The organism is Psychrobacter sp. UBA2514, from assembly GCF_002341255.1.
GTDB classification, from domain to species: Bacteria; Pseudomonadota; Gammaproteobacteria; order Pseudomonadales; family Moraxellaceae; genus Psychrobacter; species Psychrobacter pacificensis.
This window is the reverse complement of record NZ_DDNS01000015.1, coordinates 1-22,838: the sequence shown is the minus strand read 5'-3', so window position 1 is coordinate 22,838 and position 22,838 is coordinate 1. Positions and strand designations below refer to the sequence as shown.

Annotated in this window: 19 protein-coding genes; 12 read left to right on the top strand and 7 right to left on the bottom strand. The window is 44.7% G+C overall.

Annotation, left to right across the window (positions count from 1 at the left end):
* Positions 1-266: 266 nt before the first annotated feature.
* Both B3V51_RS05375 and B3V51_RS05370 read right to left on the bottom strand, forming a co-directional pair.
* On the bottom strand, positions 267-3,128 hold the full coding sequence (locus tag B3V51_RS05375) for a M66 family metalloprotease (protein ID WP_093069602.1): 2,862 nt from the start codon (positions 3,126-3,128) through the stop codon (positions 267-269).
* 166 nt (positions 3,129-3,294) lie between these two features.
* The gene (locus B3V51_RS05370; RefSeq protein WP_212563816.1) at positions 3,295-4,866 is read right to left on the bottom strand and encodes a YihY/virulence factor BrkB family protein; all 1,572 of its coding nucleotides are present in this window, start codon (positions 4,864-4,866) and stop codon (positions 3,295-3,297) included.
* A 288-nt stretch (positions 4,867-5,154) separates the two neighbouring features.
* Between B3V51_RS05370 and wrbA the strand changes: the two genes are divergently transcribed.
* A complete protein-coding gene (gene wrbA, locus B3V51_RS05365) occupies positions 5,155-5,772 on the top strand; it encodes an NAD(P)H:quinone oxidoreductase (protein WP_075106955.1) in 618 nt (205 codons plus the stop codon).
* 127 nt (positions 5,773-5,899) lie between these two features.
* A complete protein-coding gene (locus tag B3V51_RS05360; RefSeq protein WP_212563815.1) occupies positions 5,900-6,352 on the top strand; it encodes a hypothetical protein in 453 nt (150 codons plus the stop codon).
* A gap of 112 nt (positions 6,353-6,464) precedes the next feature.
* Here B3V51_RS05360 and B3V51_RS05355 read toward each other — a convergent pair whose 3' ends face one another.
* Positions 6,465-7,220, bottom strand: coding sequence for a DUF3108 domain-containing protein (locus B3V51_RS05355; protein WP_227674299.1), 756 nt, complete (start codon positions 7,218-7,220; stop codon positions 6,465-6,467).
* Between the two features lie 457 nt (positions 7,221-7,677).
* Between B3V51_RS05355 and groES the strand changes: the two genes are divergently transcribed.
* Together groES and groL are read left to right on the top strand one after the other, a co-directional pair.
* A complete protein-coding gene (gene groES, locus B3V51_RS05350) occupies positions 7,678-7,968 on the top strand; it encodes a co-chaperone GroES (RefSeq protein WP_058024926.1) in 291 nt (96 codons plus the stop codon).
* Positions 7,969-8,091: 123 nt separating this feature from the next.
* Positions 8,092-9,741, top strand: coding sequence for a chaperonin GroEL (gene groL / locus B3V51_RS05345; protein ID WP_212563814.1), 1,650 nt, complete (start codon positions 8,092-8,094; stop codon positions 9,739-9,741).
* 209 nt (positions 9,742-9,950) lie between these two features.
* Here groL and yaaA read toward each other — a convergent pair whose 3' ends face one another.
* The gene (gene yaaA / locus B3V51_RS05340) at positions 9,951-10,763 is read right to left on the bottom strand and encodes a peroxide stress protein YaaA (protein ID WP_212563813.1); all 813 of its coding nucleotides are present in this window, start codon (positions 10,761-10,763) and stop codon (positions 9,951-9,953) included.
* 478 nt (positions 10,764-11,241) lie between these two features.
* On the opposite strand from yaaA, the gene B3V51_RS05335 reads away from it, so the two are divergent.
* The 6 genes from B3V51_RS05335 (at position 11,242) to B3V51_RS05310 (ending at position 15,864) form a co-directional block, all read left to right on the top strand.
* Entirely contained in the window at positions 11,242-12,396 is a 1,155-nt protein-coding gene (locus B3V51_RS05335; protein ID WP_186475004.1) for an NAD(P) transhydrogenase subunit alpha, read from the top strand.
* A 97-nt stretch (positions 12,397-12,493) separates the two neighbouring features.
* Positions 12,494-12,832, top strand: coding sequence for a proton-translocating transhydrogenase family protein (locus tag B3V51_RS05330; RefSeq protein WP_212564546.1), 339 nt, complete (start codon positions 12,494-12,496; stop codon positions 12,830-12,832).
* Positions 12,829-14,229, top strand: a complete 1,401-nt coding sequence (locus tag B3V51_RS05325) for an NAD(P)(+) transhydrogenase (Re/Si-specific) subunit beta (protein WP_414706365.1) — start codon at positions 12,829-12,831, stop codon at positions 14,227-14,229. The genes B3V51_RS05330 and B3V51_RS05325 overlap by 4 nt, the downstream gene beginning before the upstream one ends.
* 175 nt (positions 14,230-14,404) lie before the next feature.
* On the top strand, positions 14,405-14,941 hold the full coding sequence (locus B3V51_RS05320) for an acyl-CoA thioesterase (protein ID WP_186475002.1): 537 nt from the start codon (positions 14,405-14,407) through the stop codon (positions 14,939-14,941).
* A 147-nt stretch (positions 14,942-15,088) separates the two neighbouring features.
* Positions 15,089-15,298: a Fe-S cluster assembly protein IscX gene (gene iscX / locus B3V51_RS05315; protein ID WP_011279849.1), complete on the top strand. Its 210-nt coding sequence runs from the start codon at positions 15,089-15,091 to the stop codon at positions 15,296-15,298.
* Between the two features lie 62 nt (positions 15,299-15,360).
* Complete coding sequence (locus B3V51_RS05310) at positions 15,361-15,864, top strand: GyrI-like domain-containing protein (RefSeq protein WP_186475001.1); 504 nt, start codon at positions 15,361-15,363, stop codon at positions 15,862-15,864.
* A gap of 383 nt (positions 15,865-16,247) precedes the next feature.
* Here the strand turns inward: B3V51_RS05310 and B3V51_RS05305 are convergent, their stop codons facing one another.
* The 3 genes from B3V51_RS05305 to B3V51_RS05295 all read right to left on the bottom strand — a co-directional run bounded on the left by B3V51_RS05305 (position 16,248) and on the right by B3V51_RS05295 (position 20,743).
* Positions 16,248-18,434 carry a TonB-dependent receptor family protein gene (locus B3V51_RS05305; protein ID WP_071003240.1) on the bottom strand — a complete coding sequence of 729 codons (2,187 nt, stop codon included), beginning with the start codon at positions 18,432-18,434 and terminating at the stop codon, positions 16,248-16,250.
* A gap of 277 nt (positions 18,435-18,711) precedes the next feature.
* Complete coding sequence (gene dapE, locus B3V51_RS05300) at positions 18,712-19,926, bottom strand: succinyl-diaminopimelate desuccinylase (RefSeq protein WP_212563812.1); 1,215 nt, start codon at positions 19,924-19,926, stop codon at positions 18,712-18,714.
* A gap of 61 nt (positions 19,927-19,987) precedes the next feature.
* Positions 19,988-20,743 carry a 2OG-Fe(II) oxygenase gene (locus tag B3V51_RS05295; RefSeq protein ID WP_212563811.1) on the bottom strand — a complete coding sequence of 252 codons (756 nt, stop codon included), beginning with the start codon at positions 20,741-20,743 and terminating at the stop codon, positions 19,988-19,990.
* 141 nt (positions 20,744-20,884) lie between these two features.
* On the opposite strand from B3V51_RS05295, the gene B3V51_RS05290 reads away from it, so the two are divergent.
* Positions 20,885-21,772, top strand: coding sequence for a 23S rRNA (adenine(2030)-N(6))-methyltransferase RlmJ (locus tag B3V51_RS05290; RefSeq protein ID WP_212563810.1), 888 nt, complete (start codon positions 20,885-20,887; stop codon positions 21,770-21,772).
* 148 nt (positions 21,773-21,920) lie between these two features.
* Positions 21,921-22,724 carry a CDP-diacylglycerol--serine O-phosphatidyltransferase gene (pssA, locus tag B3V51_RS05285; protein WP_212564545.1) on the top strand — a complete coding sequence of 268 codons (804 nt, stop codon included), beginning with the start codon at positions 21,921-21,923 and terminating at the stop codon, positions 22,722-22,724.
* The last annotated feature ends 114 nt before the right edge of the window (positions 22,725-22,838 follow it).

The following is a 22,838-nucleotide window of genomic DNA, read 5'->3' as shown; positions in this document are numbered from 1 at the left end:
ATTCGCGCTCCAAAAATGACTGACGAGATCTTATATAGTGAATCTATTTTAAAACAGGTATCGTCCTACAGGGATTCATTGTCCTTGCTTGCTGCGTCTACGCCCTATAGCCGGTTCAAAATAAAATGGTGATAAATTTAAGCGTAACGCTGGAGTAATCTTTTGACTATTTATTACCTTATCATATAAATAATAACGATGAAAAATTTAGTAAAAATAAGCCCCTATCATAGGAGCTTATTTTTATCATTATTATGTATTTTCAATTAGCTGATGAGACTATAGAACCAAGTGCTTATCGCGTTGCTTACTTTGGCTAGTGTAGAGGGTTGCTGATGATTACTATTGATGCTTGCCAACTGCATTTGCATGGTGTCTGTCGTCACTGCTTGTTTTTGCATACTCTCTATTATCAGCGGTAGATTTTTGCCAGCGCTAGATAATATCAAACTCGAGTTTTGCGTGAGCATCGTCCATCTTTGGTTGCCACCACCTGTACAGCTATAGCGAATGAGTCGAGCGCGATTATTACTCATATAGCCATTTTCTAAGTCAAAGCATTGATTGCCTTGCTTGATGGCATTGGCGGATACATCCATTTGCCAAACTTGCAAGCTTGCTTGATCATCACAAGGGGCTAGGTTAATGACATTGCCACCTTGCGGCATTAGGCACTGATCTAGTGCCATTTTATTGTGGATACGACCTTTGCTGTCTTGAATCCATTGCTCAGAGTCATCTCCTGTGCAAGCACTTGGTCCGCTGATAAAAGCATTGAGCTTACCATCTTTTAATGTTTCAACCTTAAGACAGTTGTTACCATTCATGAGTGGGCTGACATTTGCTAGAGGCTGATCATCTTGCAGTTCTAATTCGTTGACAAACTTATGAAAGGCAGTGATGACCTCCGGCCCGCCCTCGACTAAATCAGTGCGATACACATCGACCCAACGATTTAGGCGATGCATGGTCTGTTGTTGCTGCTCATAACGCTCGAGTACCTGAAAGGCAAGCGGGCTGAGTGCTTGACTGAGCGCATCACGATCATTTTTATAAGAGTGGTATATTAGCTCACCCTCGGCGTCCAAATTGATAGTCGGGTTGGCCGATTGATCGATAAGTTGCCGCGCTAATAGTGGTAATTCGATTTTTCTTAAGGCGCTAAAGCCATGCTCTTTACCAAAGGTAACGGCTGGCTTAATGGTATCGCTATAGGGACCAATAGCGGTTGATGATAATAATACCTGTGCTTCGTTGGCTTTTTTACAATACAAATCGACTTTATTAGGGTTTTCAGAAATCGCTAAATTGACGTGAAATTTATTGGCATTGCTATTGCCATTCATGCGATGAGGGGCAAGGGCAATGTTATTGACCATGTTGTTACTGTAAGTAACGGTCAGCCAGCAGCTAGCGACGTCAGCTGAACTACTCGCCGCCGGTAAGTCAAAGACGTTACCCCAGTTACCACGCGCTGCTGGATAGATAATACCCTTTTGGGTGACAGGGTCATAACCGCCTAAAATAGTATAAACAGGCACGCCTTGCAAACGCGGTCTTAAATAGTTGCCATCGGCGCTGTTGTACCAAACATTATTAGATCGTGGTACTTTTGGTTGTGCGATCTGCATTCTTTGACGCTCAGCATCCCACTTTTTATAGCCCGTCGGTGAGTCACTGGCAAACATATAACGATCAAATGCTGGCTGGATTTTGGTTTTTGTACTATAGCCGGTGTAATGAGTATAGCGCGAGATGTCACTGTTATTAGAGCCACCAGACATAGCGTCACGACCATAGCCGTATTGACCTAAGAAAGTAGGTGAGTCTTCAGTACCGGCACCGACGTCTTTTCGCCACCATTCAAAGTTACCACGCATTCTATTTCTAAGGGGCATGTAACCCCAACCACTATCGGCATGGTGCTCTGACCAGAATTTTTTATCACCAACTTTACCTGGATAATGCCCCAATCCATAATGATGGCCAATTTCATGACTAAACTCATTACCGACCGAGTCAATCAAAGTCAGCATACCATTGCCACCGCTTAAGCCATGGTTAAATGTACCGTTGGCGTATTTGCCACGGGCATGGTGCACATTGACATTTTGGGTGAGCTGCGGCTGCTCTTGGCTTGCCATCGATGCGCTAGTGACGCCCCAGTTGGCAAGGTTAATACCGACGCCAAAGGTTGATTTGCCTGTGTTTTCGCGCATATCACCGCTGTATACGCTGCCATCTGAGCTGCTACCTGAAGCCGTATCATAAATAGTACCGTTCGCTACCATCACCCGATCAAGCACGACGTCATCGTATTTAGCGACGGTCATCTTTGCTGCTGGAATGGTCTGGAAATAATCTGCGCCCGCCTTTTCTGGCTGTAGCAGCATATAATGACCATTGTTGTTTACAGTCACTGGGCTCAAAAGACCAAGACGAATATTGGTTAAGACCAGCTCACCTGGCGCCGCAAAGTCTATTTTATTCTCTAATAATTCACCGCTACGATTTTGTTCATCGACAATACGAATCTTAAGGCCGCTTTGTACTTCATCCCAGTTGAGTTTGGTTGACCAAGCGCGCTTACTATAGGCGACCCGTGGTCTATCATCGCTGTTGTTTTGGTCAGATGGTGGGATTTGGGTCGGGTCGTCTAAATTGACCCTGCGTAATAGCAGACCATCTTGATAAATCTCAGCAACCAGTTGATTGACTGCTCCCATCTCAAGCGTAGGCGTAACCAGTAATAACGCCTCTTTTTCTGCAGTTAGGCGTGGCATGTTTTTTGCTTCGTTGCCTTGAGGATCTACCGTATGATTCTGCCCAAACTGAATCATAGCTTGAAAAGAGCCAGTCAAGTCAGAACGGATCTCTCGTGTTTCACCGGCACCGTCATAGTCAAAGAAGCCTAATTGATAATAATCAGCACGGTCTTTTTGTGGTTCTGGATATTTGATCGGCGTGCTTGGTTCCAGCGGTGTTAATGGTTCGCTAGGCTTGATTGGCGTACTTGGCTCCAGCGGTGTCAGTGGCTCACTTATATCAGGTGGAACCACTACAGGCGGCTTATCAGATGATGCAGGCTGTGTATTATCATCACTACCTTCACCGCATGCAGATAGCATTATAGAGATGATGCCGATACTTATGGTTTTTAATGGAAATGGTGTGTTATGTGTCAAAAGAATACCCCAACAAAGGTGTTGCTAGGAATATAACAGCTATATTAATAAACTGTACTACATTTGTTTTCTTGTTTCCAATCAGCTTTCTTTTATCTACTTTAGCAAACTAATTTTTATTGCTAGAGCCGTGCTTAGGGTTGTCCGCTTCGGTGATGATTGTGCTTTTGTGTCCCCATCTGCTGGTTTGTGGAGACGGCGGCGTTTTTGGGTCTATAGGAATGATGATTTCATTATCATGTGCATCACACTCAACCTTACTGTCCTTGTCATAAGCGGCTGGATCAAAGTGCGGGGTCGCTGTTGTATCAGTTGACTGTCGAGCTAAGCTGTTAGGAACGGCTTGCGATGTTTTTCTAAATTCAGGTTTTTTAAATAAAGGGTGTGGGGTGTTTTTATTCGTCCCTTTATCATCAGGGTTTTTGCGCGGTTCGGCGTTGGTAAAGATAACATTCAACGGCAAGTCTAGCTGCTGCTTGGCATAGGCTTCCGTATGCTCAAATCGATCCACTAGAAGGCTGAGCCATGGCTTTTGCTCTTCTAGCCTCATCTCATCAAGCTCATCCTTAATAGGCAATGGATAAGGCAAGGTGCGATAAAAATCCCACAATGTCATCTTGCTCAAGTCTTTTTTGAGTACATAGTCCTCATCTTCGGTCATGGTGATGAGGTTACTGTCTTGGAGGTAGTTGATATAGGTGTACCATTTGGGTAGCTCTTTGCGTCCCAACACATTGCGCAGCGCTTGTTCGCTGACGGCCTCACCTTTTAAATGATGGGTATATACCAAGTTCAGCATGTCCAGCAAGCTAAGTAGGGGATGGCGCGGGTAGACTTCTTCGGTCTCAAAAATGGTTAAGGTATAGCTGATCTCAACGCCTAACAAAATCAAATTCCAAGACAGGTATATCCATAACAAAAAGATAGGCAAGGCGGCAAAAGCTCCGTAAATGGCCTCGTAGCTGGTAAAGTTTGCCATCACTGTGCCAAACAGATGCTTCATCAGCTCAAAGATAATCGTCACCAAGACCCCAGCGATGGCTGCATTTTTTGCGGGCACACGAGCTTTGGGAATAAACCAATACATCCCTATAAAGCCGGCCATGGTGATACCAACCGACACCACTTGTACCCAAAACCCCCAATCGATCCCGTAGCCTGCGATTTGGCGATTTAAAAAACTCAAGCTTTGTACCGTGCTTGAAGCGATAAACGCCGTACCCAGCACCATAGGCCCCAAGGTCACAATTGTCCAATAGCGCAGCAGACTCTTTATACCACCTGAGCGGCTCTCCACCCGCCAGATTTGATTAAAGGCACGCTCAATGGTGGTCAAGGTCATGATGGTGGTAAAAAATAGCACCATGGCGCCGATGATGGTAAGGTTCGATGATTTTTCGGCGAAGTCATTGATATACTCACTGACTTGCATGCTCGATTGCGGCAACAAGTTGCTATAAATGACCTCGTATATCTGCGCTCTGACGGATGCCAGTGCCGGTACAGAGGACAATATCATGAGCAAAACGGTTAATACAGGCACGATCGACAGCATAGTCGTGTAGGTTAGCGATGCTGCTTTTTGCTGACAGTTGTCTTCAAAAAAGTGCCGCGTCAAAAACCGTAAAAACTGGAACCAGCGCTGATGTAAAAATGGGAGTCTTTTGCTTAAGTTTTCCATAGTGACCATTTAGCAAGAAGTAGAGAGACAATAGTGTAACAAAGATGCGTCGTTATCATCTGCCGTTTAATTGTGTCAAAATGCACAGCGGCTCTTTGATAAGGCATCAGGTAGGCGTAGCTGGAGTAGGTGGTCGTAAAATAGTCGTCAGCTGGTTTGCATGTGGGTGAATGACTGGGGCATAATGAGCACATCATCGCATCGCCTATCGCGGGCGGTATCGTTATTGATCGATAAATAATGATATATAGATAATACTATCAATGATTTTATGAGGAAGGACGGTTAATGAGTCAGGCCAACCCTTACGTTTTGGTGCTTTATTATTCAAATTATGGCACGACAAAGACATTGGCATACGCCATCGCTCAAGGGATCGAAGATGCTGGCATGACCGCACGTATTCGTACTGTCCCGACGGTGGCACCTGAAACCACATTGAGCAAGCCTGCGATACCTGATGAAGGTGACTTGTATTGTACGATGGATGATCTCAAAGACTGTAGCGGCCTTGCACTGGGTAGCCCGACGCACTTTGGCAATATGGCCGCGCCCATGAAGTATTTTTGGGACAATACCGTCACGCTCTGGCTGGCGGGAAATCTACAAAACAAGCCTGCCTCGGTATTTACGGCGACAGGCTCTATGCATGGTGGCCAAGAGTCCACATTGCTCACGATGATGTTACCATTAATGCATCACGGGATGGTCATCGTGGGGGTACCGTATGCTGAACCTGCATTAAATCGGACGCATCGCGGCGGGACGCCTTATGGTGCCAGTCATGTCAGTGGTGCGGCGCATGATCAGCCAGTATCGGCAGACGAGCGTGACCTAGGTATTGCACAAGGTCGCCGCTTGGCAATCACCGCTACTGCTTTAGCACAAGCAAACTGGGGTCGCTAATCGAGTCTCATGTAACCGGTGTTATAGCTCAAGCTTGATACTTAAACACTCTTTGCACTCAAATACTGATGATTAATCGCTAATAGCGACATATCTATGCTATTCATTTAGGAAGTAAAAATCTCTAATGGCTACAAACCACTCTAACAGTAAGTCTCCTAAAGTTACCAAGCCTATCGCACCTATTGCGCAGCGCTTGATGATGACGTGGCTGATTTGGCTGGTTTATAGATTAATGGGACTGCCTATTTTTATCAGTATTTTTAATCCAAGCAGCCCTGATATTGTGGGCGGTATCGCCTGGCAAGCACTATGGCTTTTGCCAGCTTTTATACTGACGCCATGGATCGTGCGCGGGCGCTCGCCTTATGCGTTATTGGTCGGTAGTATGTTTACTCTAGTATATTTGGGCGCAAGTGGCGTGGTGCTGTTTACGCGCGCGTATGGCAGCAGCTGGGCGGAAATAGCGGTATATCTGATTGATTTTGTATTGTTGTTTGCCATCAACGTTTGGTTGTTTATTTTACTAAAACGCTTGCCGTCGATGAATAATGTTGTTAAAAAACCGCGTTCTCATTAGTAGGCTGTAATAATAGTCATTAATCTTAAGATATAAAAAAGCGGCGTTCCAAATAGGACGCCGCTTTTTTATTGCAGTATTACTTTTCAACGCTTCTGTTTACATACTTGGATTAGTTAACCTTAGTCAATTCCAAATCCATCTTCTTACCATCATTGATCTGACTAACTTTTATGGGCAAATAATCCAAGCTCGGCGCTAACCAAAAACTGGTTGAGCGGTCATTGTCGTCATGAATACGGTCAACACGGACAGTATCAAAGGTACCGGCTGGAACGGTAATTTTGGTGCTGCCAGATTTTTTAAATGGGGTCTTTTCGATTTTGTCTTTTTTTGCCATGTAGTAATTGCCAGTGAACTTACCATTTAACAGATCTTGACGAATTTGCACCTCAAGACTCAAATCATCAAAGGCTTGCTGCGGCATACTCAGCGTCGTGGTTTTGCCTTTATAGTTGCTGGTCACCTTTTTGCTATTTGGGTTAAAGTTTAGTTTGTGGGTACGACCCAATCCTAATAGCTTATAAGTGGTGCTGGCTTGGGTTGGAATGACATTATTACCATTGAGGGTAAACGTACTGTTTTGCGAGGCACTAGCTACCCCGGCGACGCGAGCCTTAACGTTGTATTTCCAAGTATTGCCGGATTTGTTTAACGTACGAGTCGCGGTTCCTTTGTATTTGTCTTCAACGGTAAAACTATAGTTGGCCGTTGTTGGCTGAACAGTCTTTGCGCTGGCAAGAGTGGGTGCGGTCATACTCAAGGCTCCAATGGTAGAAATACTGATACCTGTGATTAAGGCAGATAAAAACTTAGATGGACTGCGTTTCGTATTATTAGAAGCGTTGGGCAGTGATTTATTATGCATTGATAAAAAACTCATAGATACCTCTTAGTAGTTAATAAGATGCTGATATAGCAGCATCTATCGTCATTCTTATTATGTTCACAACGCTTATAATGGTCATACTCTGTTACATTTTCAAGAGTAAGAACCGACCGGCACGTGTGACGATTGTAGCGAATGTTGCTATGACATCTGATACGACCATCGAGGGTAACGTGCTGTAAAGCCAGCAATAGAGGGTAAATAAAACGTATGGCCTCTATTAAGCCTCATCTCTATCAAATTCCGTCAGAATAATCTTGTAAATTTTTGGGCTTTACACTTGAAGCCAACCTATCTTGCCCCCACTTTTTGTTACAAGCTCAAAGCGTATCTTTAGATTGCTATGATTGAATGGCGACTCTTATAGATACTGGTATTGAGACTATTAATTCAAATAAACCCTTTATTCAAACAACCAATTTTTGGAGTCATATCGATGAATATTCGTCCTTTACATGACCGTATCGTCGTCCGCCGCATAGAAGAAGAGACAAAAACTGCTGGTGGTATTTTATTGCCGGGTTCTGCTCAAGAGAAACCTTCACAAGGTGAAGTCATTGCAGTTGGTAATGGCCAAGTTCGTGACAATGGCGAAACTCGTGCGTTAGATGTAAAAGCTGGCGACAAAGTTTTGTTCGGTCAATATGCTGGTCAAACCGTGAAGGTTGACGGTGAAGAACTATTGATTATGAAAGAGTCTGATGTACTAGGTGTGCTAGAAGGCTAGTCCTCTTGAGTATCGTTTTATACTCAGCACATCTTGACCACAGGTTCTGATAACCGCTTTTGATAAGCAACTATCAAATCATTCAATTGTATTCTCATACTTATAATAATGGAGTAATTTACCATGGCAAAAGACGTAAAATTCGGCATAGATGCCCGTAAACAAATGATGGACGGCGTCAACGTTTTAGCAAATGCAGTACGTGTCACCCTAGGCCCTAAAGGCCGCAACGTGGTTATCGATAAGTCATTTGGCGCGCCAACCATCACTAAAGATGGTGTGTCAGTTGCCAAAGAAATCGAGCTTGAAAACAAATTTGAAAACATGGGTGCTCAGCTCGTTCGTGAAGTTGCTAGCCGCACAAACGATGTCGCTGGTGATGGTACAACGACTGCGACCGTATTGGCTCAGTCAATCTTGCAAGAAGGCATGAAGTCAGTGGCAGCTGGTATGAACCCAATGGATCTTAAGCGCGGTATCGATAAAGCCGTTCGCGCAGCCGTGCAAGAAATCCATAACCTATCAACGCCAGCCGATGATGAAAAAGCCATCGCGCAAGTCGGTTCTATCTCTGCAAACTCAGACACCAAAATCGGTGAATTGATTTCGCAAGCGATGCAAAAAGTGGGTAAGCAAGGCGTTATCACCGTTGAAGAAGGGTCAAGCTTCGAAGATACCCTAGAAGTTGTCGAAGGTATGCAGTTTGACCGTGGTTATATCAGCCCATACTTTGCTAATAAGCAAGACAGCTTGACTGCTGAATTTGAAAACCCATATATCCTATTGGTTGACAAAAAAATCAGCAATATCCGTGAGATCGTGCCATTACTTGAGCAAGTCATGCAGCAAAGCAAGCCATTGCTAATCATCGCTGAAGACGTAGAAAACGAAGCATTGGCAACCTTAGTTGTAAACAACATGCGTGGTGGCCTAAAAACTTGTGCCGTTAAAGCACCAGGTTTTGGCGATCGTCGTAAAGCCATGCTAGAAGACATCGCAACGCTAACGGGCGGAACGGTAATCTCTGAAGAGATTGGACTAAGCCTAGAGACGGCGACCCTTGACCAATTGGGTACTGCGAAAAAAGTCACTGTTGGTAAAGAAAACACCGTGATCGTTGATGGCGCTGGTAACAAAGCTGACATCGAAAATCGTGTTGAGTCTATCAACCGTCAGATCGCAGAGTCTACTTCTGATTACGATAAAGAAAAGCTACAAGAGCGCGTTGCAAAACTGGCAGGCGGCGTAGCAGTAATCAAAGTTGGCGCAGCGACCGAAACTGAAATGAAAGAGAAGAAAGACCGTGTTGACGATGCGCTACATGCCACTCGTGCAGCGGTTGAAGAAGGCGTTGTACCTGGCGGCGGCGTTGCATTAGTTCGTGCGATGAATGCATTGTCTGAGCTAAAAGGCGACAACGACGACCAAGACGCTGGTATTAACATCCTACGCCGCGCGATGGAAGCACCATTACGTCAAATCGTTACCAACGCTGGCGAAGAAGCATCAGTGGTGGTTAACGCAGTGAAAAACGGCACGGGCAACTACGGCTACAATGCTGCCTCTGGTGAGTACGGCGATATGCTTGAGATGGGTATCCTTGATCCAGCAAAAGTATCACGTTCAGCGCTAGAGAATGCAGCGTCAGTAGCAGGTCTCATGCTAACGACTGAAGCCATGATCACTGACATACCAGAAAAAGAAGACGCAATGGCAGGTATGGGCGCTGCTGGTGGAATGGGCGGTATGGGTGGAATGGGCGGTATGATGTAATTTTACTGTCGCTGCAAAGCGGTTTGTCTTTGTCAGACACGCTCAATGTACAATAAGTACTATTTCGCTTGTTTTCCTCGATAAACCGCTTTTCGCTGAAAGTATGAATAATATCACGTACCTGTGAAATCTAGTCCAAATAAACCCCCCGATAGGCTAAGCTTATCGGGGGTTTTTTTATGCAAGATAAGTATGTTTTGGCTAAAAGATTAGGCATCTGCCTCATCACGACGAAATGTCCACCTCTTATCATCAGACGCCTCGATACAGTAATAATAACCCGCCAAATCAAACTGCTTTAGCTGCTCAGCACTGGTCAGCTTATTGTCTGCTGCGTACTTGACCATCAGTCCGCGTGCTTTTTTGGCATAAAAGCTAATGACTTTATATTGACCATTTTTTTCGTCTTCGAACCGTGGCGTGATGATATCCGCCTTCAGTGCTTTCTTTTTCACCGCTTTAAAATACTCGTTCGACGCCAGATTGATCAAAACCTTGTCCTCACTATCTGCCATACGAGCATTGATAACGTCAGTTATTTCTTCTCCCCAAAACTCATAAAGATTATCACCGCGCGCGTTTTTTAGCTTTGTACCCATCTCTAAACGATAAGGCTGAATCAAGTCCAACGGTTTTAATACCCCATAAAGACCTGACAAAATACCCAGATGTTCATTGACATAGACAGCGGTTTCTTTATCCATGTGATACATATCAAGACCGGTATAAACATCACCGTCGAACAAGTAGCCCGCCGGCTTTGCTGCATTACCAGACTCATCATCAGTAAACGGCTTATCTTCGCTCCAATGCCATTGTTGATTGCGCGTGGCATTGAGTTGCGCAAGATCATCAGAGATGCTCATCAACTCTTGCAGATCAACGGGCTCTTTGGACTTCAATACTTTCATGAGTGACTGTGAGTGCGCGATCAGTTCAGGCTGACTATAGTAGTTGCCCAAGTTCACTGGTATAGCGTCTGTTTCATTCAAAGATTTGGCAGGAGAGAGTAAAAAATACATGGTGAGTCCTTATTATCGTGAGTCAATGACCGACCTGTTCAGATATCAAGCATTCTTATTATACGACAGCTGCGGGTTTAACTTGACTTGACCTTGAGTGTTTTATGTTTTTTTTAAGGGGATATGGCAATGCGTAAATGTCCATACAGTTAGCCTCTATTAAAGCGAGACCTTGTTATATAAGGGATAGAGGTTTTTTGAAAAAATAAAAAACTTTAATATAACAACAAAAGTTATGCAGATGGTATCAATACCTAACTTTTTATCTTACTTGTTGGTCATCATTAGACAATGAAAGTTGGCAGATTATGTCTCTATAATAAAAAGGCATGATGGTAAACAATACATCATTTATTAAATTGATAGTCTTTATTTATGATATTGGATAAGTCATGGTTAAGGATTTTTGTCCCCTATGCTTTTGAAAATGCGTTGAGGGTATTAAGGGTAAGTCATTCTATATAAGTAAGGAGACGATATGAAAATCGGTGTAATCAGTGCAGATATCGCGAGTGAAAGCCGTGTCGCACTAACCCCAGACGCAGTCAAAAAATTGCGCAAGCTTGGGTTTGAAGTCGTCATTCAGTCAGGTGCAGGCCAAGCAGCGTATTATGCTGATGCGTTGTATCAGGCGGCAGGAGCCGACATTGCCAGCAGCAGCGCCGAGGTGATTGCCCAGTCTCAAATTATTACCACCATTCACGACTTGCCCGCCGAAGTGGCAGAGCATTTGAGTGCAGGCCAAATCGTCGTCGGTATGCTAGACCCGTATCGCAACACTCAGCTTGACACTTATGCGGCCAAAGGTGCGACGGCTTTTGCAATGGAGTTATTACCGCGCACATTATCACGTGCGCAAAACATGGACGTATTGTCATCGCAGGCTAACCTTGCTGGTTATAAAGCGGTATTGCTCGCGGCTAACGAATACTCTCGTCCTTTTCCTATGTTTATGACATCTGCGGGTACAGTCAAGCCAGCCAAAGTGGTTATTTTGGGCGTAGGCGTGGCAGGTCTGCAAGCGATTGCAACGGCAAAGCGTCTAGGCGCGGTTGTAGAAGCGAGTGATTTGCGTCCTGCGGCAAAAGAGCAGGTCGAATCACTTGGTGGTAAATGGCTGGATGTGCCGATGAGTGATGACGAAGCACAAAAAGCCAAAGCAACGGGCGGCTATGCGTGGACGCCATCAGAACAATATATCAAAGACCAAGCTGCTGTGGTTGACAAGGCACTCAGCAATGCTGACATTGTCATTACCACAGCACAGATTCCTGGTCGTAATGCCCCGCGTCTCGTGCACGCGGCAACCCTTGCCAAAATGAAAGCAGGTTCTGTCCTGATCGATATGGCTGCTGGTACCGGTGGTAACGTCGAAGGCAGTGCGCCAAATGAGACCATCACCACAGAAAACGGCGTACGTATCGTTGGTGCCGCCAATATCCCATCTATGCTAGCCGCACAGTCGTCAGATCTATACGCCAATAACTTGGTTAACTTTATCACGACTTTGATTGCACCTGCTGGCGACGATGCAGCAGCAAACGACCTTTCGCTTAACTTAGATATGGAAGATGAGATTCAGGGTGCACTGGCAGTGACCCACGACAACCAAGTGCGCTTGGCCAAACGCTAGCCCTTGCTGGTCGCCATACATTTGCCAGACACGAATAAATTTTTAGGAGGATGAGATGATCGCCATCATTTTAGCGGCAGCGCCTGCCGGTGCAGCCATGAGTAGCACACCATTTGTCGCGATTTTTACCGTATTTGTACTCGCTATCTTTGTCGGATACTACGTCGTCTGGGGCGTGACCCCAGCGCTACATACGCCATTGATGGCGGTGACCAACGCCTTATCAAGTATCGTGATCGTCGGTGCGATGCTACAGACTGTCCATATCGACGGCTCGATGTTTACACCGACCAGTTTGCTTGGTGCTTTTGCGGTATTTTTGGCCAGTATCAATATCTTTGGTGGTTTTGCGGTGACTGAACGTATGCTCGCGATGTTCAAACCCAAAGTAAAAAAAGCCCCAGCAGCAAGCACTGATAATGGAGGCAACGCATGAATGATTTATCAGCGATGATTGCGGCGAATGCGGATTGGTTCTATCTGGTTGGTGCGATCCTTTTTGTTTTAACGTTACGCGGATTGTCGAGTCCAAAGACAGCGATTCGTGGCAACCGCTTTGGTATGGTAGCGATGGCGATTGCCGTCGTGACGACGTTCTTTTTAGCAGAAGGTCCTGTCCTTTGGCTCATTATTGGCGCGATGATTTTAGGTGCGCTGGTTGGTATGTGGAAGGCAAAAACCGTTGCCATGACGCAGATGCCAGAAACCGTAGCGTTGATGCATTCATTTGTCGGTTTGGCAGCGGTTGCGATTGCCCTTGCGACGGTATTACACACTGAGCAAGAACATGGCGCGGTTGCCCGTGTTGAGCTATTTATCGGTTGCTTTATCGGTGCGATTACTTTTTCTGCCTCTGTCTTTGCTTTTGGTAAGCTTGCGGCAAAAAGCTGGGCAAAAACAGTCACTGGCGGCTGGGTAAAACCTGTTCAAGCCTTGCTATTTATAGCGATGATTGGGTTTGGCGGCGTGTATTTTGTCACGGATTCCTTGCCTGCGTTTTATGCGATGACAGTGATTGCAGTGATTTTTGGCTGGATGTGGATTGCGCCTATCGGCGGCGGTGATATGCCAGTGGTCGTGTCGCTACTGAACTCATTTTCAGGTTGGGCGGCAGCAGGTATTGGCTTTACCCTTGGCAACTCGATGCTCATTATCGCAGGTTCGCTTGTTGGCTCCTCAGGTGCGATTTTATCTTATATCATGTGTAAAGCCATGAACCGCTCTCTACTAAACGTTTTGTTTGGCGGTATGGGCACGTCAGCGGCCGCTGCAGGCGGTGATGATGGCGCACCAAAAACATACAAATCAGGCTCAGCAGAAGACGCAGGGTTCCTTATGTCCAATGCCAGCAACGTGGTCATCGTACCAGGTTACGGTATGGCACAAGGCCGCGCGCAAAACGCGGTAAAAGAATTGTACGAGCTATTAAAAGACGAAGGTGTCAACGTTCGCTTTGCCATTCATCCTGTTGCTGGTCGTATGCCAGGGCACATGAACGTACTATTGGCAGAAGCCGACGTGCCTTATGATGATATTCTAGAGATGGATGAGATTAATTCCGACTTTGCCAGTACCGATGTGGTCTTGGTCATCGGTGCCAACGACGTCGTCAATCCGTCAGCAAAAGACGATCCGACATCTCCTATCTTTGGTATGCCCATTTTAGAAGCCAACAAAGCGCAAACGGTGATGGTCATCAAGCGTTCGATGAGCACCGGCTATGCAGGTCTTGATAACAGCCTCTTCTATATGGACAAAACCATGATGATCTTTGGTGATGCCAAGAAAATGGTCGAAGAGATGGTGCGTAGTATCAATGGTGGTGGTCACTAACATTTAAAATAGGATGTTAATAAAGGACTCTCGCCCGTAAGATTTTGAACAAGGAAAGTCACTGAGGTGGCTTTTTTTGCGTTAAAGTGATCAACGTTTCGGAAACAACGATAAAAAAATATCGTTGAGCCGTTCAACCTTCAGTCATAAACACAACAAAGTAAGAGTACTATTTATGAATATGTTACTGCGCTTTTTTATTATGGTCAGTTTGCTTAAGCAGCAGCTCAAGCATGAGCCCATGAGTGAGACGATTAGTCTTGAGACCTTGATCGCACCGACTGTCCGTAACTATCGGGTATTACCGCATGACATGGGGTTTCGCGATCATCTGCCCAATTATCGTTACTTGTCATTTATTGAGCTAAACGTGACACGCTGGGTGATGGCACGCTGTCATGAAAAAGGCATCAAGCCTCTGAACTGGGTCATTGCCATGCAAGAGATGGTTTATCTCAAACAAATCAAGTTTTTGGATAAAATGACGCTTAGCAGTGCGGTTGCAGGCTGGGATCACAAATATGTGTATTTTGAGCATCGATTTTTTGTCAAAAATCAGCTCATGGGCGTTGGTATGACCAAGTTTGTATTTACCGATGATACCGGTATGCGTACGCCAGAGGTGTTGGATATGACAGGGGAGCGGTTGACGGAAGTGATTAACACATGGAATAACCACCAAGTTGCTGTGAAATCTACCAAGTCAGCCTAAACCACATTGAAACCCAGTATTAAAAAATAGCGCCCTATAATAACTTGGCTATAATCATTTGCTAAATTTTGGTAGGATAGAGTCCATCAAATCGCCAATACTAAGGCGAGACTACTATTTCTAAAACGACTAAAAAAAGGTACCGTTATGACCCCACAAAAATTAAAATGGACAGACAGCTTAGATATCGCAATCGAGCTTTATGAAAAATTTCCAGAGACTGATCCGCAGTACATACGCTTTACCGATTTGCATCGCTGGGTGACGGAGCTTGAAGGCTTTGATGATGATCCGCAGCGCTCAAACGAAGGTATCTTAGAAGCCATTCAAATGAATTGGATCGATGAAGCCGACTAATCGACTCTATAACGTTGAGCAGTGTTATCAATAAAAATTCAATAAATCAAAAAGGCCGCATCATGACATCACAAACTAAAGAGCTGCCAGAAGCGATAGCGTGTCGCGGTATCAGTGTTCGCACCACCAATCACGCTGAGATTAGCCACGACACTGCCAAGCTTGGTAGATTGTGGCAGAAGTTTTACCAGAATTACGCAGGACAGTTGCCTGAAGGCGAAGATATTTACGGTATTTATCATAACTATGAGAGTGATGATTTAGCAGGCGCGTTTGATGTTGTCGCTAGCTGGAAAACAGCCAGTGAGAAGGATGAGCAATCAGGCAGTAAAATTGCGGCTAATATGAGCGATGTGGTCAGCGTCATAATCCCCGAAGGTAAGTATTTAGTATTCACCGAAGAGGGCAGAATGCCTAACACGGTCATGAATGCATGGGAGAAGGCTTGGGAGTACTTCCATGATCGTGATTGCGAGCATACTCGCACTTATAATGTCGATTTTGAGCATTATATTGGGGGTAATTTAGAATATGGGCAATTGGATCTTTATATTGGTATTGAGTGAGGCTATCATATCAACACTATAAGAAGTCTACTTTACTATAATAGACCTCTTGGATAAGTCATCGCTAGCCCTTGTAACTCCGTCAGTAAAAGTCAATGAACTGGTACTTTTGCAAGAGGTCTAATAATCTGCGCCGCGGCATCAATTGAGCTATCAGATGAGTGATTTTTAAGATGCTTAGGCGTGTAGCTTATGCGCGTATTGTTTAATAGGTAGCTACTCTACGATAGAAGCATTTATTCAGGTAAGTTGGATCAATGAGGCCGACGAAGCATTATTTATGCTTATTGATACAGTCATAAAAAATCCCCAGCTATATTTTTATTATAGCTGGGGATTTTTCCATTAGGAGTAATGTATCAAGGTTATCTATTCAATGCTAGTTAAAAAGCTTTAGTCACGCCAATGGTAAAGGTACGTGGTAGGTTTGGTCTAGCACCGTATGGCGTACGGCTCACAATAACTTGTTTGTCAGCGATGTTTTCAACCTTACCAAAGACCTTAGCATCATAACCGATAGGGTAGTGGGTAATAGCATCAAAAGTGAATAACGAGTCAGTCTCGCTACGCGGCTCATTAGTACGATTGCAGCCCACTGATTCACAAATGCCGCCAGCATATTTGGCAGTCAAGTAAGTATCCCAACCTGAATCCATCTCGATTCCGGCGCGTACACTGGCTTGATTTTTGGGCACTAGCGTTAAGCGATCGCCATCTAAAGTGTCTTTGTAGTCCTCGGCAAGCTCAGCTTGGGTGTAAGTATAAGTGGCATGCAGCGGAATACTGAATCCATCTCCATCAAAGCGAGTGCCAGCCATTAACTCAAGCCCTGCGATCACCGCAGAACCACTCTCTTTTTCGGTACCTGACGTTATGGCATCTGAGCCACTGCCGCAAGGCACGTTTTCTGTGCAGTTTCTGATTACAGAATCAAAGTCACTATAAAACCCAACGGCCTCAATATAATTGTTACCATCAATATAGCGCGTACCGATTTCATAGTTGATACTTTCTTCAGGATCCGTGTTGTCATCTTCGGACACTCCAGCACCTAATGGGCTGAAGCCTTTGTGGACCCCACCTATAAGCTGTACTTCATCATTGAGTTGATAGCTTGCGGATAAACCTGGCAAAAATATAGACTGAGTATTGCTCACGCGTGCTTGATTATCAGTATCAACACCGCGTGTCTCTTCAGTATCAATATACTCGTAACGCATGGCTAGGTTTAGAAGTAAGGGGTCAGTCACTTGCCACTTATCAGTTAGCCAAAGACTAGTTGCGTTGGCTCTTTCTTCGCGGTTATTACTGCCATTAGGGACTTTGGTGCTTTGATAAATTAAATTACCGTCTACCTGATTAAAAATATCGCTTGGCTGATAGCGCTCAACTTTGTCACGGTGATAGCGAGCACCTACATCAATATTGTGATCGCCATAGGCACTTAAAATGTCAGTATTGAAGTTCGTCTGAACACCGGTACTATAATAAGTGCGATCATTGGCTTTTAATTCGATACCTGCTAAATCCTCGGTACCATCTAGCTGCCCTTGGGTGATATTGCCTTCATAAAAATCATTGATTTTGTTATCATTGAGCTTATACCAGTTACGATGGGTTTTATTGTAATAAGCGGTAGTACGTAGCTCGCTATTATTATCCGTGATCCAGTTGTGCGTCAAGTTAAGTCCGGTATGTTCGTCTTGTATGTTATCAAGCGCAGACATCGGGTAGCGTCTGTTAGGATTTTTATTGAAGTCAGCATCTGTTAAACCTAAGTAAGTCTCATCACTAGATCTATCAGAATACTGTGCTTTGGCAAACAAACTATGCGCAGGATTGATCTGATAACGACCCTTTAGGACATAATCTTGATTGTCATAGTCGCCAATGTCTTTACCATCAATTTCTTTAAAGCCTTTGCCTCGTTGTTGCACAGTTTCAATTGAGCCTGCAAAGTCGCCTTCGCGTCCACCAGCATAAGCATGAACATCCACACCGCCACGGTCGTTGATTGAGGTCATCGCTTGACCGCCATTAGTGGCAGGAATAGGGGTTGATAAATAGTTAATAACGCCACCAGTCGTTTGCGGCCCATAACGTAGCAGCGGCGCGCCTTTTAGAATCTCAACACCTGACATACGCAGCGCTGTCGGATGATAGTAGGCGGCAGGGGCAGCATAAGGAGCGGGTGCGATAGGAATACCGTCCTCCATTAAATGCACTTTACTACTACGTCCACCGATACCAGCACGAATACTGATGTTAGGACGTAAGCCCAACCCATCTTCTTCAGAGACGTAAACCCCTGGCACGGTCTTTAAAACTTGGTTAATATCTGTAATGTACTCATTTTCTAACTGTTCGTTATCGACGTAATAACCAGAACCCGTCATCAAGGGCACATTGTCTTTACTACCGATAACAGTAATTTCGTCTAAGGTTACCGAGACTGCTGATTCTTCGAGATTACCTTGCTGGGTATCAACGCTTTGCGCATAAACTGCCTGCATGGACAAGGCTAAAGTGGACAATAAAAATATAGTAACAGACTTATAAGGATGAGACATCGCACGGGCTCCAAAACGAAAACATAAAAATTAATGCTGCATTTTTGTAAAAACGAATATTAACAATAATGATTATCGTTTGCAAGCAGTAAGCAACATTTATATATCCTATTTTTAATGGATCTACCCAAATTTTAGTGGTTATCATCTTAAGTGACTGTTAATACAGGTTATTTATTAGGCTACAATAATACTTAAAACAAATAAAGGCAGCGCTAAACATTTAAGCGCTGCCTTTATTGTTGCTGTTTTATTAACGTCATTGATACGGTAGAGCCTAATCAAGCAACAAATTCTTCAAAATTCCCTCATAAATCTGCGCTAACCTGCCCAAATCATCAACTTCAACCTTTTCATCGACCTGGTGAATGGTGGCGTTACGTACGCCTAATTCAACAACCTGCGCACCAGTCGGGGCAATAAAGCGTCCATCGGACGTACCGCCAGAGGTTGATAAGGTGGTGTCGACATCGGTGACTTTTTTGATGGCGTTTTGGCATGCCGAGACCAGTTTCCCTTCAGGGGTCAAAAACGGCTGACCAGATAACTTCCAATTGATGTCGTAACTGGCTTTATTCTCTGAAACTTGGCTATTAGCAAAGTGCTTATCAAAGATAGCGTGGGTTTTTGCCTTTAGCTCATCTTCAGTCGTCTCTGTCGAAAAGCGAAAGTTAAAGACAACGTTTAGCGTTTCAGGAATGACGTTGGTTGCACCTGTGCCGCCATTGATATTTGATATTTGCAAGGAAGTGGCAGGGAAGTAATCATTACCAGTATCCCATGCGGTAGATGTCAATTCAGCAAGGGCAGACATCGCTGCATGAATAGGATTACAGGCCAAATGTGGATAGGCAACATGACCTTGCTTACCTGTGACCGTCAGCTCTGCGCCTAGCGAGCCACGACGACCGTTTTTGATAATATCGCCTAACGTATCCGTGCTCGATGGTTCACCCACAAGACAATAAGTAATTTTTTCTTGACGAGCCTCTAAGGTTTCGATGACTTTGACCGTACCGTTGATTGATGGACCTTCTTCATCTGAAGTGAGCAAAAAAGCAATCGAACCATTGTGCTCAGGATGATTGGCAACGAAGCGTTCGGCGGCGATAGTAAAGGCAGCAATGCCTGTCTTCATATCGGCGGCACCGCGCGCCCATAGATAGCCATCAGCAATGGTTGGCGTAAATGGTGGATACGTCCAGTTTTTTTCATCACCCGTTGGTACCACGTCTGTATGACCGGCAAAGCAAATTACGGGATCCGTCGTGCCACGGCGTGCCCACAAGTTTTTAACTTCAGCATGTTCACCCTTTGCTTGTCTGTCACCATAGTACATAAACTCGCAGTCAAAGCCTGCTTGCTCCAAACGCTCTGACAATATGTCTTGGCAACCATCATCGTCTGGTGTCACTGAAGGACGTTCTAACAAGGCAATACTTAAGTCTAAGGTTGCTTGTTGGTGGGTGGGCTGTTGGTGAGAGTCTGACATGGGTTAGCCTTTTGTATAATAATGAAAATGTTAAATATAAATAGATAATGAGTAATAGGTGCTAAGCGTCTACTTCGACAAAGGGTACAAGACCGTCACGGCGCATCCACGTAGCAATAGAGTAACGCTGACGATGCGCGATTTGTACTTGATGCTGCAAATCACTGTCGAAAATGATCAATCTGTTGGCAACTGGCATCACTTCATGGTGCGTGCCATGCTTATCAACGACTTCTAGCGCGCCGCCGTCAGTCGCTTCCCAATCATCATTAAGATAAAACACCGCTGAGATCACCCGTTCATCGCGCCCAGCAGGATTGTCGCTGTGCCATTGATAGCCAAAGCCAATCGGATAACACGCATAATGCGCTTCGCTATGACGAATACCAGCGAATAAGCTACGATTAAACAGAGCGGCGAGGGCGTTAATGCTTTGTAGATAATAGTAGCCTGCAAAAAAGTTCTCGGTGATCCAGCGTATCCTATCACCGCGAATATCACTGATACGAATGCCAGCGGTTAGCGCCGCATCACGATAGTCAATAAAACCGCTTTCTGCTTGTAGCGCAAGTAATGCGGTCTTATTAAATACATTATCAATAGTGAGCCAGCCATCAGTGACAAATGTATCAAGCTGCTCATCCGTCAGTCTATTTTCCCAGTTGACTGCAAAATCAGACAGTTGCAGCATCTTCTGGGTAGGCGCGTTAGGGTCGTCGTTATGACTGTCTGGAGATAGTAACGGAGGATTGTCCTGTCCTATCGGATGATCAACGACCAACGCTGTCTTGTTCAGGTTGCTAATAATCTGCGTCATTTCATCTCATTCTTATCAATCAATGGTCAATATACCGCCATTCAATGCGTTTTTATCGAAAGCGCTTACTAAAACCACATTATCTTTTACTCCGCCTATGCTACCATAGATGCAATTTTTCTTATTTAAACTTTTGAGATTATGAACTATAAACACGCCTACCACGCTGGTAACTTTGCTGATGTGGTTAAACACATTTTATTGGTACAACTGCTCAATCAATTGGGGCAGAAAAACAAACCGTTTTATGTGCTTGACGCTTATGGCGGCCGCGGACTGTATTCACTAAGCAGTGAAGAAGCGCGCAAGACAGGGGAGGCCAAAGGCGGTATTCAGGCTTTTTTGAAAGCAGATACCGAAAAAGCACCAGCCGCTGTCAAAGATTACATGAAAGGTATTAAACAAGCCAAATTCACTTACGACAATAAAGTCTACCCGGGTTCGCCGTGGTGGATTGCTCATCATGTCGAAAAAACCGCCGATAAAAAACCTGATGCTGGCGTGCGCGCCGAAGCTTTTGAAGCCAAAGCGACTGAGTATGATGCACTGAACTATCAGCTATATAAGCTGCCAATTGGTATCCAGCATCGTGATGCTTTTGAAGGTATCACCGCTGTTATTCCCCCAAAAGAAAAGCGCGGTTTAATTTTCCTTGATCCTCCCTTTGAGCAAGAGCATAAAGACTTTACGCGCCTGATCGATTTATTAGTCTCGGCTTATAACAAATGGCCACAAGGTACTTATGCGCTGTGGTTCCCAATCAAAAATATCGAAGCGGTTGAGTTGTTTTATAAGAAGCTCAAGCGTACCGAGATTCGTCGTCAGCTGGTTTGTGAGCTGAATATTTATCCTAATGATGTGGCCGTCGGTCTGAACGGTACAGGTCTACTGGTTATCAATCCGCCATGGCAGTTTGATAACCATGCTCGCGAGATATTACGTTTCTTGCAGCCAGTACTAAAAGTAGAAGATGCGCCAGACTTAACACCTGACAGTGCGACCAATGTACGCTGGCTGGTTGGTGAATAGTGACGTCAGTAGATGATGTCAGTGAACAGCAATATTGGCCAATAAGGATATCAAGATGACGAATATGCAGCCACCTGAAGGCGAACCAAATAACATGTCACCAAAAGAGGGAGCGTTGCAGGATAATGCAGCGACCCAGCCTCCATACATGGATGAGCATGAGTTTAATATTCGTCTAGCGGACAATGACAATTATGATGGTTTGACCTTTGAGGTCGTCGAGGCGGAAGTCGCGGAAGGTAAGCGTGTGGTCAGTCGCGGTGTCTATTTAGCGCCTAATTTGATTACCACTTTGTCACTGCTATCAGGATTTTATTCAATTTTGGCAAGTACGCAAGGCGAGTTTTACAAGGCGGCTTTGGCTATCTTTTTATCAGGTATTCTAGATGGTGCCGACGGTCGCGTTGCCCGTATGCTGAATGCCCAAAGCCCGTTTGGTGAGCAATATGATTCATTAGCAGATATGCTCGCGTTTGGCGTTGCGCCTGCTATGTTGGTTTATAGCTTTGCCCTAGAGCCGCTGGGTCGTATTGGGATTGGCTGTGCCTTTGTCTTTACTGCCTGTGCTGCCTTTCGTCTTGCACGTTTCAATGTGCAGGTGGGCATTGTCGATAAAAAATACTTCGTTGGTTTGGCCAGTCCGCTTGCCGCCATTCTAGTAACCTCTGCTGTTATGGTGGCAGTTGATCATAACGAATGGATTGGTCAGTACGATACGGCGATCATGTTTTTGTTCGCAGCGTGGGTGGTCATTTGTGGTCTGCTTATGGTCAGTAATGTTAAGTACTACAGCTTTAAAGAGTTTGATAAAAAGAAAGTACCCTTTGTGGTGCTTATCATTGGCGTACTGGTCATGAGTATTGTGCTTTATGATATACCTGTTGGTATCTTGGCGATCGGTATCATTTATGCGTTATCTGGTATTGTGACTACGATCAAAGCAAAGATGTAAGTGTAAATATGAACGTTACTGAGATAAAAAAAGGGACTTGCCAATAGGTGAGTCCCTTTTTTTATACGTTATTTACTATAAAAACATGGTGTTATAGTCAATCCACTAAAAAAG